Source organism: Polaribacter sp. IC073 (genome assembly GCF_007997075.1).
Lineage (GTDB): Bacteria > Bacteroidota > Bacteroidia > Flavobacteriales > Flavobacteriaceae > Polaribacter.
Genome location: NZ_VORS01000004.1, coordinates 1 through 19783, shown reverse-complemented (window position 1 = coordinate 19783; position 19783 = coordinate 1). Strand labels below are relative to the sequence as shown.

Annotated in this window: 11 protein-coding genes and 1 pseudogene; 8 read left to right on the top strand and 4 right to left on the bottom strand. The window is 32.5% G+C overall.

The genetic code is table 11. The annotated features are described in order from the left end of the window. Positions 1–53: 53 nt before the first annotated feature. Positions 54–1397 carry a Gfo/Idh/MocA family oxidoreductase gene (locus ES045_RS07025; RefSeq protein ID WP_147114562.1) on the bottom strand — a complete coding sequence of 448 codons (1344 nt, stop codon included), beginning with the start codon at positions 1395–1397 and terminating at the stop codon, positions 54–56. Between the two features lie 290 nt (positions 1398–1687). On the opposite strand from ES045_RS07025, the gene ES045_RS07020 reads away from it, so the two are divergent. The 8 genes and pseudogenes from ES045_RS07020 to ES045_RS16595 form a co-directional block, all read left to right on the top strand. After that, the gene (locus ES045_RS07020) at positions 1688–5779 is read left to right on the top strand and encodes an ATP-binding protein (protein ID WP_147114559.1); all 4092 of its coding nucleotides are present in this window, start codon (positions 1688–1690) and stop codon (positions 5777–5779) included. Positions 5780–6068: 289 nt separating this feature from the next. Then, positions 6069–7025 (top strand): M28 family metallopeptidase, encoded by a 957-nt coding sequence (locus ES045_RS07015; protein WP_147114556.1) that lies wholly within the window; start codon positions 6069–6071, stop codon positions 7023–7025. Positions 7026–7046: 21 nt separating this feature from the next. After that, a complete protein-coding gene (locus tag ES045_RS07010) occupies positions 7047–8726 on the top strand; it encodes a beta-N-acetylhexosaminidase (RefSeq protein WP_147114553.1) in 1680 nt (559 codons plus the stop codon). Positions 8727–8728: 2 nt separating this feature from the next. Then, positions 8729–11026, top strand: a complete 2298-nt coding sequence (locus ES045_RS07005; protein WP_147114550.1) for a family 20 glycosylhydrolase — start codon at positions 8729–8731, stop codon at positions 11024–11026. Further along, positions 11019–12587 (top strand): sulfatase, encoded by a 1569-nt coding sequence (locus tag ES045_RS07000; protein WP_147114547.1) that lies wholly within the window; start codon positions 11019–11021, stop codon positions 12585–12587. Before ES045_RS07005 ends, ES045_RS07000 begins: the two co-directional genes overlap by 8 nt. A gap of 3 nt (positions 12588–12590) precedes the next feature. Then, positions 12591–14351, top strand: a complete 1761-nt coding sequence (locus tag ES045_RS06995; RefSeq protein ID WP_147114544.1) for a DUF4091 domain-containing protein — start codon at positions 12591–12593, stop codon at positions 14349–14351. Positions 14352–14362: 11 nt separating this feature from the next. Beyond that, positions 14363–16606, top strand: a complete 2244-nt coding sequence (locus tag ES045_RS06990) for a beta-N-acetylglucosaminidase (RefSeq protein WP_147114541.1) — start codon at positions 14363–14365, stop codon at positions 16604–16606. Between the two features lie 930 nt (positions 16607–17536). Beyond that, positions 17537–17701: pseudogene (locus tag ES045_RS16595) on the top strand (IS1595 family transposase); the annotation flags it as partial. Between the two features lie 171 nt (positions 17702–17872). Here the strand turns inward: ES045_RS16595 and ES045_RS06980 are convergent. The 3 genes from ES045_RS06980 to ES045_RS06970 form a co-directional block, all read right to left on the bottom strand. Next, positions 17873–18232 (bottom strand): DUF4870 domain-containing protein, encoded by a 360-nt coding sequence (locus ES045_RS06980; RefSeq protein ID WP_189663043.1) that lies wholly within the window; start codon positions 18230–18232, stop codon positions 17873–17875. A gap of 19 nt (positions 18233–18251) precedes the next feature. Beyond that, complete coding sequence (locus ES045_RS06975) at positions 18252–18506, bottom strand: helix-turn-helix domain-containing protein (protein ID WP_147114535.1); 255 nt, start codon at positions 18504–18506, stop codon at positions 18252–18254. Between the two features lie 249 nt (positions 18507–18755). Next, a complete protein-coding gene (locus tag ES045_RS06970; protein ID WP_147114533.1) occupies positions 18756–19481 on the bottom strand; it encodes a phospholipase D family protein in 726 nt (241 codons plus the stop codon). Positions 19482–19783: the final 302 nt, after the last annotated feature.

Below are 19783 nucleotides of genomic sequence, written 5' to 3'. Positions count from 1 at the left end.
ATACGTTCAACGGAAATAGTGTTATTCATTTAATTTAAAATCAAAGCGATTGATTAATAAGTATCCTTAATCCAATTGTAAGGTTTTCTTTTCAACCACATGCCTCTTGTAAAATCTGGAAAATCTTGAGGTTCTCCGTTATTTTCTATAGAAGCTTCCGAAAGTGGTGTAATAGCACTCCAAGCAGCAGCATCATAAGCATCCATTGGTGGTGCAATATTTTCTTTAGCAGACTCTACAAAAGAATTCATTACAAAGAAATCCATACCTCCATGACCTGCTCCTGTTGCTAGTTTTCCGTATTTTTTCCATAATGGATGATCATACTTCTCTAACCATTCATCTGCCTTGTCCCATTGGTGAGGCTTAGAAGTACCTTCTATATACATTCTACTGCCATCTACTTCCCACAAGCCATTAGCTCCTTGCACTCTAAAGCCTAAAGAATAAGGTCTTGGTAAATTACAGTCATGCGTTATAATTATAGTTTCTCCATTGGTAGTTTCTACGGTAGTTGTAATAACATCTCCCTGTTTAAACTTTAATTTTGCATTTGGGTGGTCTTTTCCTCCCTTATCAACAACATAATTATGCAGGCCAATTCCTTTAGATGCATGTGATGTTAAAGACATAAAACGATTTCCTCTATTGATATCGCACATAGCAGCTATTGGTCCTACACCGTGTGTTGGATATACATCTGCATTTCTTAACAAAGAATGTTGTGTTCGCCATTTTGCTTCAGAAGTTCCTTTCTCACCAAACTCTGCTCCAGATGTACCATTAAACTTCACACCACGCAAATCATGTTGGTATCCGCATCTAAAGTGAACTAACTCACCAAATACGTTTTGTTTGACCATATTTAATACGGCAAGAACGTCTCTTCGATAATTTACATTCTCAAGAATCATTAGGTGCGTACCTGTTTCTTCATGTGTATTTACCAAATCCCAACATTCTTCTAAAGTATTTGCTGCAGAAACCTCTAAACCAGTATATTTTCCTGCTCTCATGGCATCTACTGCCATTCTTGTGTGCCAAAGCCAAGGTGTAGCAATAATTACTGCATCTACATCTTTTGATGCTAATAAGTTTTTATAGTCTAGTTCTGATTTATCAAATACTTTCGGTTTTTTTAAACCTGCATCTGCAATCATCTTTAAGGCAACCTTTATTCTGGCAGGATCTGTATCACAGATTGCAGTAATTTCTGTGTCTTTTCTTAGTAATGCATTATTTAAATGACTACAACCTCTGTAACCTACTCCTATAAAGGCCATCTTTAATTTTTGACTAGCGTCTCCTAATACTGATCCAAATGATAAATTTGGAAATATAGATAAACCCGCTCCAACAGCTGCTGTACGCTTTACGAAATCTCTTCTTGAACCCATTTTGCTAAAAGTTATTGTTTTGTTAAAAAATTGTTATTCTTCAAATGTGCTACTTCATCTACAATATGTAGTCGACATTTTATGCAATTTTAGAGCTAATTTATTTTATGCCTAAATAGTACTCCTTTTTGACGAAAAGTTCCTTAAAACACCTATTTTACTAGAATATTTAAAGTGTCTTCAATTTTTTTTATTAATATATTTACAGAAGTTTCCGAACCTATTTTTTACAATTAATTATCATCTTTATCTATTCGATTAAATGATTATAAACAATCAACCTTTATCTTATGTGTAAACTTAAATTACAACTACTTATAGTATACTGTCTTATTGCATTCACTTCTTTAACAAAAGCACAGCAGCATGTAAGTTTTACGCATTTATCTCCCTCTTTAGACAATAGACCAATAGCAATAAGCAAATCGATACAAGATGCTGCTGGTAATATTTGGATGGTTCAAGGTGGAAGTATTTATAAGTACGATGGTTATAATTACAAACTGATACCCAATCAAAAAATTTTTCCGAAGAGTGCTGTTTTTTCTCCTATAAATGATATTATAATTGATGATGCTAATGATATATGGATTCTTTCAAGCAACGGAATTTTAGCGAGGTATAGTAACTCTGAAGGTATTTTTGAAAACTTAACACTTTTATTGAACAATAAAAAAGTGAGTGCCATCACTTCTAAGAACGAGAAACTATGGTTAGCGACAAACAAGGGTGAAATATTTTCTTATGCAAATTCTAAGTTTGAAAACATTACAAACATTCCTGAATTAAAAAATAAGACCAATAAAGTTATAACCATAGCCATATCTGAGTCTAATAAACTTTTTGTGAGCACGGGAGATGGACATGTTTTTATGTACAGCATAAATTCAAAAGAAATAGAATCGCTTGTTGCCCCTTTTAATAATTACCATGAAGACCTAAAACTGATAACCGACACACACAATCGATTGTGGATTGGTACAGAGACGCAAGGGCTTTTTCTGTACGACATTGCTTCTAAAAATTTTATTCAAGACTCTTTTCTAACAGGAAACACATATAATATAAGAAGTGAGTTGTTTCTAGATTTATTTTGTGATAGTAATGGTTATCTATGGGGTGGAACCGATGGAGGTGGTTTGTATAAAGTGAATTTAACTACTGGAAAAGTTTTTTTATACACAAACCAACCACAAAACAACTTTTCTTTAAGTAGCAATACCATTTTACACATCAATGAAGATAGTCATAAGAATATTTGGATTGTTCCGAATTATGGTGATTTAAATATTTTACCAAATGCCCATAATAATATTAAGTATCATGAAGGTTCGGAAAACAAAACACCTCAAAGAATTTTAAGTATTTACAAAGGCTCTAATAATGTGTTATGGGCGGGTACAGATGGTTCTGGATTAACCAAAATAACTTTTAACACAGATGGAAGCACCAATGAACAACAATTTTTTAATAATTTCACGACTCACAAAGGCTTTTACATACAAGCGATTACAGAAGACAATAATGGTAATTTTTGGTTTGGAACTTATAAAAAGGGGTTATGGTTTTATAATTCTAAGAAAGATTCATTTAAACAAATACCAATAGTAAATGCTAAAAATCAAAAAGCTTCTGATGTTAGAAAGGTGTATACAGATGGTAAAGGTAGAATTTGGGCAGCCTCTAACACTTGTTTAAATATCTATTCAGATGAATTAAAACTTTTAGCCTCTTTTGAACATAGCACAAACGGACTAAAAGGAACAATTACAGAGACTATTACAGAAGAACAAAATGGTACCATATGGTTAGGTGTTTCTCTTGGAGGATTGTTTCAGTTTAATGAAAATCTTAACAATTTAAATGCTTCTACCTTTATAGATCGATCTATACTGAATGCAGAATTAGACAGAGTTAATAGTGTTAAAGATATTTCTGTTGGTGCTTTTAATACACTATGGCTAATTAATGATTTAGGACAGTTATTAAAGTACGACACTAGAAAAAATTCATTTGAAACGTTTGATCATGTAAAATCTTTTACAACTAGATATTTAACTGCTGTAATAAACGCAGGTAATGACAATTTATGGATTAGCTCAAGCAATGGTATTGTAAATTTTAATGCTAAAGATACTACCGCTGTCACTTATTCCGTTTCAGATGGTCTTCAAGACAATAATTTTATGTTGGGAAGTGCCTTTAAAGATTATTCAGGCATGTTGTATTTTGGAAACTTAAAAGGATTTAATTATTTTTATCCAGAAAGTTTAGAAAAAAAACACACAAAACCTACGCTACAAATAAATACCATAGAAGTGCTAAACCAACCCGCAGAGGTTTTACTACCACAACAAATAAAAAGTAGTACACCCAATGTAAAGTCACTAAAATTAAAGTACAATCAATCTTCTTTTTCCTTTCGATTTGCAGCTTTGCAAAACATCCTAAATCCTAAACATTATTATGCCTATCGCTTAAAAGGTTTTGATAAAAACTGGATAATTAGCCGTCAAGAACGATTGGCAACCTACACAAACATTCCTGCTGGTAATTATACTTTTGAAGTGAAAGCTGGTACAAAAAATGATACTTGGAACATTCCTACAAAAAGGATAGAAATTACCATTGAACAACCTTTTTGGAACAAACCACTGGCATGGATATTGTACCTAGCCTTTTTATCTTTAATTGCCTATACCATTAGGCATTGGTACAAATTGAAAAAGAAATTATTATTAGAGAAAATAAATAATAAAAAAGAGCACGAGTTACATCAACTAAAAATGAACTTTTTCGCAAAAATGTCTCATGAAATACAAACGCCTATCACCTTAATTTTAGGCCCTATAGAAGACATGCTAAATAATGCGAAAAAGAATGGCAATTTACTTCTAAAGCAGCGTCTTAATATTATTGCTTATAATACCAATCGTCTTTCTAAAATAGCTTACGAATTAACCTTGGTTAGAAATAAAGAATTAGATAAGTTAAGATTAAATATTACTAAAAATAATTTGCATACAAATATTGAAGAGATTACCCAATCGTTTAAAGAACTGTCAAGAAAAAAAAATATAGACTTTGCTATTAACTGTCCTAAAAACTTAACGGAAGCATGGTACGACAAAGAAAAAATAGAACATATTATTTACAATTTATTATCAAACGCTTTTAAGTTTACACCAAAAGAAGGCAACATTCAAGTAACGGTATTGCCTATTAATTCTAAAAAAATGATAAAAATATCTGTTGTAGATTCTGGCTCTGGAGTTTCTAAAGAAGAATTAAACACCATTTTCGAATTATTTTATCAATCTAACACCAGCAAAAAGTACAAAGGCTCTGGTATTGGGTTAGCACTTACTAAAGAATTAATCGATTTGCATAAAGGAAAAATTGAAGTTGAATCTTCCCCAATAATAGGCACAACATTTACAATTACTTTTCCTATAAATGAAGAAGCATATACAGATCTCGAAAGAATTATATCGGTTACTGAAGACAAAGCAACCCAGATAAAAGTAGAAGATTTAACAGCGCAAATAGAACGTAAAAATGAAGATGATGCCTTTAAGAAAACAGTCTTAATTGTAGAAGATAACTTAGACTTACAGCAACTTTTAAAAGAACTTTTACAAAACCAGTACAATATTATTTTAGCTGAAAACGGTAACGAAGGATACTACTACGCAAAAAGTAATATTCCAGATCTTATTTTAAGTGATATTATGATGCCAGATTTAGATGGTATTGCCATGTGTAAGAAACTACAAGAAGACCATCTTACAAAACATATTCCTGTTATTTTATTAACCGCAAAAAACTCTACCAATTCTAAAATATTAGGCTTAAAATCTGGTGCAATAGAATATATTAATAAACCATTTAATACAAATGAACTGCTTCTTAAAATTCAGAATATTCTTGTTTCTAAAGAGCATATTATTTCTAAATACAGAAAAGAAGTTATTTCTAGACCCGAAGTCTCATTAGAGAAATCTCAAGACGAAATTTTTCTTGAAAACTTAGTTGCCAATATCAATTTAAGATTTGAAGATTCTAAATTTAAAATGGAAGAATTAGCGGTTTCTTTAAACATGGGATATTCTAGCCTTTATAGAAAATGCCACGCGTTAACAGGCCATAGTTTGGTAGATTTTGTTCGAATACTGCGTTTAAAAAAGGCAGCAATCTTAATTACAAAATTAGGGTATACCGTTTCTGAAACTGCTTTTATGACAGGATTTAATGATCCTAAATACTTTTCTAAATGCTTTAAAAAACAGTTCAAAAAAAATCCGATGGACTTTAAAAGTGAAGCTCAAAAAATAGGCGTAAATGAATATTTGAGTAAGTATAAAGTAGAATCTATTTTATAAGCGTGAATCAGAAATACGAAATAAAAAAGACAGGCACAACTTTCCTTATTTGAGTATTGTAAAAGAACAATTAAAAAGAAACAATTAAATTATGTATAACATAATAATTTGTAGATTTGTATTTGGTCTAATTTTAAAATAATTAGTGATTTCAAAGTATAATCATAAAAATACTGAAGTTCATTTAAAGATATATTACGATTCTTAATTCATTAAAATAAGCAATAAATATTAGATTACCATAGCACAAAAAAACACAATTCAAAACAGCAAAACAACTGAAATAATTATGAAAAAAACACTTTTATTTTTTGTCTTTATACTACTTGGCTTCCATACTTTTTCGCAAGATGACATCACAGAAAAAGAAATTAGAAAGCACATAGAGTTCCTAGCTTCAGAAAAAAATGCAGGCCGTTATCCAGGTACAAAAGCAACAAAAAGAGTGGTAAAATATTTACAGAAAGAGTTCAAAAAACAAGGGCTTCTTTCTTTTGATAAACGATACCTACAAAAGTTTAAAGTACGCTTGCGTGTAGAAAAGGGAACTCCAGAACAACCACTTGTAAAGACTTCAAACGTAGTTGGTTTTATAGAAGGCAAAGATCCTATCCTTAAAAGCGAGTATATCATTTTAGGTGCACATTACGATCATTTAGGTTTGGGAGGCCCCTCTTCTAAATCTGATAAAAAAAATAAAATCCATTATGGCGCAGATGACAACGCCAGTGGAACTGCTGCTTTGCTAGAAATTGCAGAAAAAATAGTAGCCCATCAACAAAACCTAAAACGCAGTGTTATTTTTATTGCATTTGGTGCAGAAGAACAAGGTTTATTAGGGAGTGAATATTTTGTAAATAATTTACCAATTCCTATTTCTCAAATAAAATTGATGATAAATATGGACATGATTGGTCGATTAAATACCGAAAAACATATATACATGGGTGGTGCTGGTACGTTTCCTAACGGCGTAAGTTTCATGCAGAATCTAGGAGAATCTTTAGGTCTAAACCCGATTGTGCATGCCGGTTCTGTTGGCGGTTCAGATCATGTGTCCTTTTATAAAAAAGACATCTCCGTTTTAGGATTACACACAGGTGGCCATCCCCAATACCATACCCCAGAAGATACTTTAGAATTGATAAATATTGCTGGAGAGAAACAAGTAAGCGACTACATTTATAAAGCATTGATGGAAATTGCAACTACAAATTATAACATGAAATTTATAAAACAAGACTAACAACTACTAAAATTAAAAAACATGAGATTTATTTTACTAGCCTTCATAACGCTTTTTGCATTTACAGAATGTACCGAAAATAACAGGACTTTTTCACAGTCTGAAATTACCTTATTACCAAAACCGACTTCATCAACATTAAAAGAGGGTTCTTTTGCTTTTAAAGACGGACAAATAATTTTTGCAGATCTTGACGCGCAACAAATTGCCGTAAAAGATTTACAAACCTATGTTTCTAAAACTGCTGGTTTTAACATGAATACTGGCGAAAGTACAAATGCTTCTATTTCTTTTTACAAAAATGAAGAATTAGCTTCTGAAGCGTATGAGTTGGTCGTAAATGCAAATAATATTAATATAACAGCAAGTGATGCCGCAGGTTATTTTTACGGAGTGCAAACTTTAAAACAGTTATTATCTATTGAAACTTCAGCAGAAACTAAAAAAACGGTCTATTTAATTCCTGCAATTACAATTACAGACAATCCGCGTTTTAAATGGCGTGCATTTATGTTAGATGAGTCTCGCTATTTTCATGGCGAAAAATTTGTAAAACAACTGTTAGATCAAATGGCTTTGTTAAAAATGAATACTTTTCACTGGCATTTAATTGATGATGCAGGCTGGAGAATAGAAATAAAAAAATATCCTTTGTTAACAGAAGTAGGTGCTTTTCGTTCAGATAGTGAAATTGGAACCTGGAAAAGTGGCAAAACATCTGGCAAACCTCATGGTGGTTTCTATACCCAAGAACAAATAAAAAATATTGTTGCGTATGCTAAAGACAGAAGTATAAATATTGTACCAGAATTTGAAATGCCCGGGCATTCTAGTGCTGCAATTGCTGCATACACTTGGTTGGGTACTGCTGGTGTAGATATCGATGTTCCTGTTAAGTTTGGTCGTCTGTATGATAACTATGATGTTACAAAACCAGAAGTAATAACATTTATTAAAGATGTTTTAACAGAGATTTTTGAGTTATTTCCTTCGAAAGTAATCCATATTGGTGGTGATGAAGTTGGTTATGAAGTTTGGGAGAATTCTAAATCGGTTCAAAAATACATGAAAGAAAACAAGATTCAATCTCCTGCAGATTTACAAATAGATTTTACGAATAGTATCTCTAAGTTCATGGAAAAAAACGACCGCAGAATGATGGGTTGGAATGAAATTTTAGGTAAAAATATTCATACCGATTTTGCAGAAAAAAAAGGTGATAAAGAGGCAGAAACAGCATTGGCAAAAAACGTAGTCGTACATTTTTGGAAAGGTAATTTAGAACTATTAACAGATGCTGCAAAAAAAGGATACAGTATTGTAAATTCTTTACATAGCAGCACGTATTTAGACTATAATCACAGAAATATTACATTAGAAAAGGCTTATAATTTCAATCCTATTCCAGCAGGTTTAGAGACCCAATATCATAAAAATATTTATGGTTTAGGAAGTCAAATGTGGAGCGAATGGACCCCTACAAATGCAGATGTAGAACGTCAAACTTTTCCTAGAATTGCTGCGTATGCAGAAGTTGGTTGGACTGCGTTAGACAATAAAGATTACGAAAGTTTTAAAGTTGCTCTTAAAAAAATGCAAAAACATTGGGACACCCTAGGGATTAATTACTTTAAAGATAGCGATAAGATTGAAGCTGAATTGAAAGCAAAAGCAGCAGCAAAAAAGAATAAAAAAGAATAAAAATGAAATATATATCGATACTATCAGCAGTACTACTTATCTGTTTTAGCTGTCAAAAACCAACAAAAACATTTACAGAAGCAGAAATCTCTATCGTACCGAAACCTATTCAAACCATTATAGGAGAAGGTTCGTATTCGTTTTCTAAAAATACTTCTATTTTAATTGAAGAAGAGGCGCAAAAACCAGCTGCAAACTATTTATCAGATTTATTTGAAAATGCTGTAGGATATGCGCTTCCGTTTTCAGAAACAGTAGAAAATGCAAGCATTATTTTGATGAAAGACGCAAGTCTTGAGCCAGAAGCATATCATTTAGAAGTAAGTCCAGAAAAAATAATTATAAAAGCAAGTGATGCTGCAGGTTATTTTTATGGTGTACAAACCATCCGTCAATTGCTTCCTTCAAATATAGAGAAGACCGCGAATAAAGAACAAAAATGGGTAATTCCGAGCATTGTAATTAATGATGCTCCTCGTTTTTCTTGGAGAGGAATGCACATGGATTTTAGTCGTCATTTTTTTAGTATCGATGAGGTTAAAACCTTTTTAGACTACATGGCATTGTACAAGTTAAATACATACCACATGCATTTAACAGATGATCAAGGTTGGCGAATTGAAATAAAGAAATATCCTTTATTAACAGAAAAAGGTGCGTGGCGCGTAGAAAGTTCTCATGATAAAACATGTAACGAATTGGCTAAAACAGATCCTTCTTACACAATAGATCCGCAGCATTACCACCAAAGAGATGGTAAAAAAATGTATGGAGGTTTCTTTACACAAGAACAAATTAAAGAAATTATTGCGTATGCTTCAGAAAGACAAATTGAGGTAATTCCAGAAATTGATATGCCAGGACATTTTAAATCTGCTATCGATAATTATCCGTATTTATCTTGTACAGGAAAACCAGGTTGGGGTAAAGATTTCTCAACTCCGGCATGTTTGGGAAAGGAATCTTCATATGAGTTTACAAAAAATATTTTAGCTGAAATTGCCGCTTTATTCCCTTCAAAATACATTCATATTGGTGGTGATGAAGTAAATATTGAATCTTGGGAAGAATGTCCACTTTGTCAAAAAGCGATAAAGCACAACAACTTAAAGAACGAACATGAATTGCAATCTTTTTTCAACAAAGACATTGAAGCTTTCTTAAAAACAAAAGGAAAAGAACTAATGGGATGGGATGAAATTGTGGAAGGTGGTTTGTCTAAAGATGCCACGATGATGTGGTGGCGTAACTGGGCACCTAAAATGCGAGATATTGCTGCAAATAATGATAGTGATATGATTATTACGCCTTGTTTCGAGTATTATTTTGATGCAAAACATGAGGTAACGCCATTTGAAAAAGTATACAAATACGAACCGATTCCTGAAGGATTTACACAAGCGCAATCTAAACACGTTTTAGGAATTCAAGCCAATTTATGGTCAGAAATGATTCCTAACTTTAAGCGATTACAATATCAAGCTTTTCCAAGAATGTTAGCAATGGCAGAAACAGCTTGGTCTTTAAAAAGTAATAAAAACTATGAAGCCTTTCAAAAACGAATGGCCATTCAATATGATCGATTAGATGCGTTAGATATTCAATATCACATTCCGTCTGTAACTGGTTTTAAAGACAAAGTAGCCTTTTTAGATACAGCAATTGTAACCTTAAATCCTCCATTGAAAGGAATGGATATTTATTACACGACAGATGGAAGCGTTCCTTCGAAAAAATCTAAAAAATATACTGCTCCTTTAGAATTTACAGAAAAAATTACCTTAAACACCATTGCTTTTAGAGGCGATATTGCTAGTGATACAAGGGCTGCTAGTATCGAAAAACAAACGTATTTAGAGCCTGTAACGATTACTCCTAAGAAGGGTTTAATAAAACGTTGGGTAGGTGTTAAAAAATTTAAAGTAGTGGATGCTATTGTATTGCCTAAAAAAGCTTCTTTTACTTCGGTTGCTGCTATTAATATTGAAAAATATGATGTTGTACCACAATTATCAATGGTTTTTAAAGGATATTTTTATGCTGAAGAAGAGGGTTTATTTGAGTTTGCTACAAAATCTGACGATGGAAGTTTACTTTATATTGGTGATCAATTGGTGGTAGATAATGGTGGAAACCATTCTGCAATTGAAAAAAATGGAATGGTCGCATTAAAAAAAGGATGGCATCCTCTTACCGTAAAATTTCATGAAGCAACTGGTGGCGGACAATTAACCGTTTGGTACACGGCTCCTAATGGCGAAAAGACAATTTTAAAAGGTAACACAATTGCACATGATTAATTCACAAAGAAAAAACATCTACTTTCTACTATTTCTTGCTGTTTTTACAAGTTGTAAAACTGTAAATAAAGACACTAAAATAAATGAAAAAAAACCAAATATCATTTTATTTATGGTAGATGATATGGGATGGCAAGATACTTCTGTTCCGTTTTGGAAACAAAAAACAGCTTTTAATAGTCGGTATCATACACCAAATATGGAACGTCTTGCAAGTCAGGGTATGAAATTTACACAAGCCTACGCAACACCGGTTTGTACGCCAACGCGGGTGAGTTTAATTTCGGGAATGAATGCTGCGAGACATAAAGTAACCAACTGGACTTTTAAAAGAGATATTTCTATGGTAACGCCTCCCAAAGGGTTAAAAATGCCCCTTTGGAATTTAAATGGAGCGCAACCTACAGATACAGTTCCACGTTCTGTTCATATTACGCCGTTACCACAGTTATTAAAAAACAATGGCTATGAAACCATTCATGTTGGTAAAGCGCATTTTGGTGCAATTGGTACGCCTAGTGCAGATCCAAAAATGCTTGGTTTTAATGTAAATATTGGTGGTCATGCTGCAGGACAACCCGGAAGTTATTACGGGACGGATGATTTTAGAAATCTAAACAGTCAAACCACCATTTGGGATGTTCCTGGTTTAGAAAAATACCACGGAAAAGATATTTTTCTTACAGAAGCACTTACAAAAGAAGCAATCATTGCAATGGACAATGCTATTGCTATTGATAAACCTTTTTATTTATACATGTCTCATTACGCAGTACACACTCCTATTCAAGGAGATTCTAGGTTTGAACAAAAATATATTGACCAAGGATTGCATCCAACAGAAGCTAAATACGCTTCGTTACTTGAAGGAATGGATAAAAGTTTGGGTGATTTAATGGATCATTTGGAAGATAAAGGCATTGCAGAAAATACTATTATTCTGTTCATGTCAGACAATGGAGGTTTAAGCGCAGTTGCTCGCGGAGGTGAAAAACATACGCATAACAAACCGTTGTCTAGCGGAAAAGGTTCTGTGCACGAAGGTGGTATTCGCGAACCAATGCTCGTAAAATGGCCAGGAATTACCAAAGAAAACTCAATAAGTAACGATTTTGTTATTATTGAAGATTTTTTTCCTACCATTCTTGAACTTGCAAAAATAGATGGTTACAAAACCGTACAAACGATAGACGGTAAAAGTTTTACTCCTATTCTAAAAGGAGAAAAACAAGACAATACCAACAGATCCTTAATTTGGCATTATCCTAATAACTGGGGACCAACAGGCCCAGGAATTGGAGCAACAAGCACCATCAGAAAAGGAGATTGGAAATTAATTTATTATCATTTAGACAGCAGTTTCGAGTTGTTTAATATTACTGCAGATATTGGTGAAACAACCAATTTAGCATCCAAAGAGGGTGAAAAGCTACACGCATTAGCAAACGAGTTAAGTACTTACTTAAGAAGTGTAGATGCTCAAATGCCAACGAACACAAACACCAATGAGCTTGTGCCTTTACCAGACAATGAGTTCGTATTAAAATCTTATATAAAATAAATTATGAGTTATCGTATTTTACTATTTTTAAGTATCAGTCTTATCGCTTTTGGTTGTCAAAAACAAGACTTTAAAATTGAACAAACGTATCAAGAGCCAAAAGATCCGTCACCTAGTTTAGATGACAATTGGGCTGCCGTTCCTAAAGGATTACAAGCAGCTATTACTTCTACCAACATTCGTTTTGTTAGAAGTGAAATTCCAACTATAGAACCACAAAACATTTGGTCTGGAAATGTTTGGAAAGGCGAAAGAACATCTGCACAATTAGTACTTTGGAGCACGGACTCTATAACAGAAGTAAAAACGACTATTTCAGCTTTCAAATCTGATACTGGGGACGTTTTACCTTCTAATATTGCTGAAATCAGTTTTGTGAAATATCTAATTACCGATGAATTTGCGAACGGTTGTGGTTATAGAAAACCAGAAGATTTCGCCGCTTCTTTAGCCGCAGATGTTTTAGACCCTGTGAGTTCTTATGCTATTAAAGCAAATGAAACAAGACCAATTTGGATTGCGATAAACACACCATCCGACGCCAAAGCAGGAAGCTATAAAAGTACTTTTGAAATAGTAATAAACGGACAAAAGACTCAGGAATTCGAATTCACTTTACATGTAATTGATAAAGTATTGCCACCAGCAACCGAATGGAAATTTCATTTAGATTTATGGCAAAATCCGTATGCCGTTGCACGTGTTCACAATGTAAAACCTTGGTCTTCGGAGCATATCGAGCTATTAAAACCCGTGATGAAAAGACTTGCAGATGCCGGACAAAAAGTAATTACCGTATCGCTAAATAAACGCCCTTGGAATGGTCAAACTTTTGACCCGTTTGAGGCTATGATTGATTGGAAAAAGAAAACCGACGGTACTTGGACCTATGATTTTACTGTTTTTGACAATTGGGTGCAGTTGATGATGGATTTAGGAATTAAAAATCAAATTAGTTGTTATTCTATGGTTCCTTGGGGAAATGAGTTTTATTATTTTGATGAAACAGAAAACAAGGAAATTAAAATAGCTGCAGCACCAGGAACCAAAGCTTACGAAGATTTATGGATTCCGTTTTTAAAACAGTTTAAGATACATGTAGAGCAAAAAGGATGGAATAAAATCACAAGAATTGCAATGGATGAACGCGGTCCTAAAGAAATGAAAGCAATGCTTGAATTATTAAATGAGCATGCGCCAGAATTTGGCGTTTCTTTTGCCGATAATCATAAAAGTTATAAATTATATCCAGATGAATTAAAAGATATGTCTGTTGCTTTTGGGCATCCTGTAGACGAAAAAGACTTACAGCAAAGAAAAGCAGTTGGTCATATCAGTACCCATTATGTGTGTTGTACAGATAAATTTCCGAATACGTTTACCTTTTCTCCTCCTGCAGAAGGTGTTTTTATAGGCTGGTACACCATGGCTGCAAATTTTGATGGGTTTTTACGTTGGTCTTACAATAGTTGGACAGAAAACCCATTGCAAGATTCTCGTTTTAGAGCGTGGCCTGCGGGCGATACGTATATTGTGTATCCTAAAAATAGAAGTTCTATTCGTTTCGAAACGCTTCGAGAAGGGATTCAGGATGCTGAAAAAATTAGAATTTTAAGAGAAGAGTTTTCTAAAAAAGAAATGTTAGCGGAACTAAAATCCTTAAATAATTTAGTAGCCACTTTTAACATCACTACTAAACCAGCAGATTTAGAAAAGATGTTACAAGATGCAAAAAATACAATTAATGCTTTCGCTGAAAAATAAAATTGAATACAATGAAAATCCAGAAAAATCATCAACAGAAAAAAAACAAAACGAACTTAAAGATGCGTCTTACTTTTTTAATAGCTTTCGTTTTAGTATCCAACTTTAGTGTTGCACAAAGTTTAGATATAAATCCTACACCTCAACAATTTATGAGTGAAGGAAGTATGGAAATGCCAACTATTTTTAATATTCAACAGAAAAATACAGACAAAGCTACACAACATTTATTGAGCTCTTTTTTTACTACTGATCATACAGATGCTACAGGCTTTTCTATCATTATTGGCGATGTTGATAGTAAAATATCCAGAAAACTAAGAAGAAAAGTTCCTGGGAAAGCAGAAAGTTATTTTATTAAAAGTACCGAAAAAAGCATCACTATTATTGGTAGAGATGCCAGAGGAACCTATTATGGTGTTCGTACATTATTGGCATTATTGCAAAATGAAAAAATGCCTTTAGGAGAAATTTTAGATTATCCAGATGTTGCGGCAAGAGGAACTGTAGAAGGTTTTTACGGAACTCCTTGGAGTTTTGAACATAGAATTCGTCAGCTAGATTTTTATGGCGAAAATAAATTAAATACGTATATCTATGGACCAAAAGATGACCCTTATCATAGTTCACCAAATTGGAGAAAACCCTATCCAGAAAATGAAGCAGCGCAATTAAAAAAATTAATAGACAGAGCTGAAATGAATCAAGTGGATTTTGTGTGGGCAATTCACCCAGGAAAAGACATCAAATGGAATGATGAAGACAGAAAAAATCTATTAAATAAATTTGAATTGATGTATGATTTAGGTGTGCGTGCCTACGCTGTTTTTTTTGATGATATTTCTGGTGAAGGTACAAACCCTAGTCAGCAAGCAAAATTATTAAACTATTTGCACAACAACTTTATCACAGTTAAAAAAGATGTAAAACCTTTAATTATGTGTCCGACAGAATACAACAAAGGTTGGTCTAAACCAGAGGGTGGTTATTTAGAAACTTTAGGTAAGGAATTAGATGCTTCTGTTCGAATTATGTGGACAGGAAACAGCGTTGTTGCTGATATTGATAAGGAAACAATGAATTGGATTAATGCTAAAATACAGCGTAAAGCTTTTATTTGGTGGAATTTTCCAGTATCCGATTATGTAAGAAATCATATGCTTTTAGGCCCTACCTACGGAAACGGAAAAGATATTGCCAATGATGTATCTGGCTTTGTTTCTAACCCGATGGAACATGCAGAAGCTTCTAAAATTGCTATTTATGGTGTTGCAGATTATTCTTGGAATATGGCAGCATACCAACCTCAAAAAAGTTGGTTAGACGCTTTAAAAGTAGTGATGCCAAAAAGTTATAAAGCGCTAGAGGTTTTCGCTCGTCATAACAGCGATTTAGGTTCGAATGGACATCGATACAGACGAAAAGAATCTGTGTCTTTTTCGCCGAAAGCAACCGCTTTTCTTAAACAGTTAAAAGCAGGTGAAAATATTGATAATTTTAAAGCAGTAGAAAATGAGTTTCATGCAATGGTAGAAGCTTCATATATTTTACTAAACAGTTCAGACAATGCGGTGCTTTTAGATGAAATTCGTCCTTGGGTACAACAATTTAAATTATTAGGTCAATCTGGGCTTGGTATGCTACATATGTACACATCTTTACAAGCAAAACAAACTGATGATTTCGAAAGAAGTTACAATGCTATTATTGCAGTTAAAGCAGAAATGTATCAAATTGATCGTACAAAAAACCAAAACCCGTATCAACCAGGAGTAAAAACGGCTACTTTAGTGGCTTCCCCTTTAATTGATGACAGTTTTGCTTATTTAACAGCTGCTTACAACAAAGAATTTAATAAAAATTTAGCGGTAGCATCCAATTACAATCCACATCTTTTATTTACAAATATTAAACAATTACAGAACCAACAAATAAGTTTAACAGACAGAACATTGGTTTTAAATCCGCCATTAGAAGTAATTCAAATGGGTGCCAATGCCTATTTTGGTTTCGAATTAGACAAAACAACGCGCGTGCCTAACGTTCAGTATCAATTAGAAAATACTTCTATTTATAAAAATTTAGAACTACAAACTTCTACTAATGGAACTGCTTGGGCAACTATAAAAACGGAAGTTAAAAAAGACGCCATTCATGTTAGCCTAAACAAACAGGTAAAATACATCCGAATTGTAAATTCGAGCACAGAAAACATAGAGACTAAGATTGTTCATTTTAAAATTGAAGTGAAATAACATACGCTATAAAATAAAAATGATGAAGCTGGTTCGTTTAGCAATTCATAAAAAAACAAAAATCTCAAAATGAAATTCGTTTTGAGATTTTTTATTTGTTAAAAGAAAGCAATTTTACAAGGTCTTGCCAACTGACTTTTTTTATTTTAAACCTGAGTTCGCCTTAACGATTCGCAGAAAAGTGCTAATTGTGTAGGATTTTATTTTTCAAATTTTATAGCTGGTTTACGCAGAACTGCCTGCCAACTGGCTATTGTTCGCAGAATAATAACAACTATTTATTTTCTGTAATCAAATAAACATGTTACTATAATAAAACAATTTACAGCGTTTAAAATACCCACAGTGTTTCGTGTAAAGATGCTCGGGTTATGCTGCACGCGCAATAACAAACTATAGGGTTATGTCTTCCTAAAAACAAGGCTACAAACTACCTTTTTTAAAAGCATCAATACCCGTGTGTAATTTTCTTTTCAGTTTTAAAGACGGTTGGTAATTATTGCCGGTAAAATATTTTTATTTTTCTTATTGCCAATAGTAGTGCTTCTTTTAGTAATTCTGTACCGTAATGCTATTTTTTAATTTAATTCTTTGTACCTTGCTGTAGCCCTTTCTACGCTTGCTTTTTACAAGTAACAAAAAAACACTACATTAAATATTAAAATATACTAGTATATTCATAAAAATATACTAGTATATTTATAAAATTATGCTAGTATATTTACAAAACTCTGCCGTAACAATGTTCTAACTCTGCCGTAACAATGACAAAACTCTCTAGTAACAAATAACAAAAACATACTACCAAAATAACCCAGTACTACTTCGCTAATTTTTTGGTGTCCAGTAAATTTAAAAAAAACTAATTGTATAAGCGTAAAGGCTACACTAATTAATTATTCTGTAACTCGTTTTAATCAGCCAACAATGATTGCAATTCGTAATGCGAAACGAAACTTAACAGGAAATTATCACAAAACAAAGAAGAAACACTTGCAATTATACTTAAATGAATTTGTTTAAAAACGCAACAGAAGATACTTTTGCGAAAAAATATTTAATAGGCTCGTAATTGCTACTATTACAGGGTTATGAATACTTACAGTCATACAAACTTTTATTTAAAGAAGGTTCAAAGACTTGGCAAAAGTCGTCAATATCACAAATAATAGTTGTTGCTTTATCTATAAAAATTATAAGGTAAAAGATTAGTTACATATTTTATTTTCAGAGCTTAAGTATACTATTTCCCTGTCTTTTTCCCTGTTATTTATTTAAATTTCTTACATCGAACTCGGGTTTTAAAAAAGGAATTGCAGGTACATATTTATTTTTTAATCCTTTTTTACTTCTTCTAATGTTTAAAATAATGAAAATTATATTATAGAAGTATAAGAATAATATCGTTACTGTGAATATTGAGTAATCAGCTATAAATACGGGAAATGAATGTATTAAGTTAAAATTAATTGACACATATAATCCCTTCGTTGCTATCATTAAAACTACATAAAGCACTAAAGTCCAAGTAATTTGAAAGCTGATTAGTTTTTTACCAGAATCATCTACAAGTTTTATCTTTTCCCTTTTTAAAACCCACATCACAAGAGGAATTATTATTCCCAATAGCGGCTGAATTAAAATACTAAATTGCACTTAAATTTAAAAGAATTAAATACCCTTTATCTTCAATATCTGTCCATTCTAAAAGGTCATCTGGTGTTACCCCAAGAGCACGCGTTAATTTTATAAGCGTGTCTCCTCTAGGAATTGACGCTCCTTTTTCAATTCGCTGAATTGTTCTTATACTTAATTTTGACGCTTCCGATAATTGTTCTTGAGAAAATCCTTTTCGATTCCGTAAGTCTTTAATTTTGATTGCTAAGTTTTGATTATTCATTTTGATTTGTTTTAATGATTACTCAGCAAAGATATTTTTATGTTGTGCTATTGGTTGCGTCATTTCTATGTCAATCTTATGACATGTACGCCAATGTTCAGCACTAATGACATGTAAAGGTTTTAAACTTGTCTTTTAAGCAGTGAGTTTAGTAAATAAAACACGACCCCAGAAAGTTGGTTTGCACTTTCGTAAGTAAGCGATTTACCAGCAATTAAATACACAAAGTATTGTAAAACGTTATTATTCCTAAATTTCAATTTTTATTTCTTCTGGCCAAATCACAAATTGTCCATATTGTCCTTCTTTTTCAATTCCGCCAAATTCTTTTCCGTTTTCTGTGACAAACCAATCATCATCTTTCTTAATCATCATTTTCTTTTTGACAAGAATAGAATTAATTTTCCTACTACTTAATTCGGTTTCTTGAGATAATTCCTTTGTCGTTTTATAAACAGATTTTGAAAAATTTGCTTGGTTAGACTTTTCAGGTTTAGATATTTTTTTAGGTTGTATTTTTTTCTGTGGCGCTTTGATGTATGAAAAGTCTTCACTATTATGAATCATAGATTCAATGTCTTTTGTTGCATCTTCATAAATCTTTTTATCTTCTTCGTTTTCCAGGTCAATTAAAATTCCCATTTCTCGATTATGTACTTGAGAATATTCATAAAGATTCATTGATGCAATTATCATTTTATTTTCGTTAAGGTAACATTTAGCATGAAGATTTTTAGAGAAATAAAGTCTTACATATTTTAAATTTTCTAAAAAACTCATTTCAGAAGGTGCAAGTTCTTGCTTTCCGAAAATTATTCGTACATCAACTTTTTCTCTTTCTTTGTCATTTAGAAGTTCTTTAACTTGGTCTGAAAGTTTAAGATATGGACTAATTAGATAAAGTTCTTTTCGAGCATCTTTGATTAAATTTACCAGTTCTGCACTTATACTTGAAGTTCTTAAATATTTCGCCATTTTAAATTTTAGTTACAATTTTTCTTTTAATGTTTTATGTTGTTGTATATGCTTTGTTGCGTGTTTTAAGCAACTAATTTAGTAAATAATTACCGACCAAGAAAGTCCGCGAGGACTTTCGTAAGTAGGCAAGAACCCAGCAATAAATTATATACGGCTTAACTTAGCATTATACTAAATATGTTAACTTAAACAATATAAATTAGAAAGCACAAAAGAGGGGATTAAGGTTATTTTATACGCAGAGACTATAGATCTCGTCAACATTGAAAATCACCTCTCTTTTCTACACAGATTTCGTA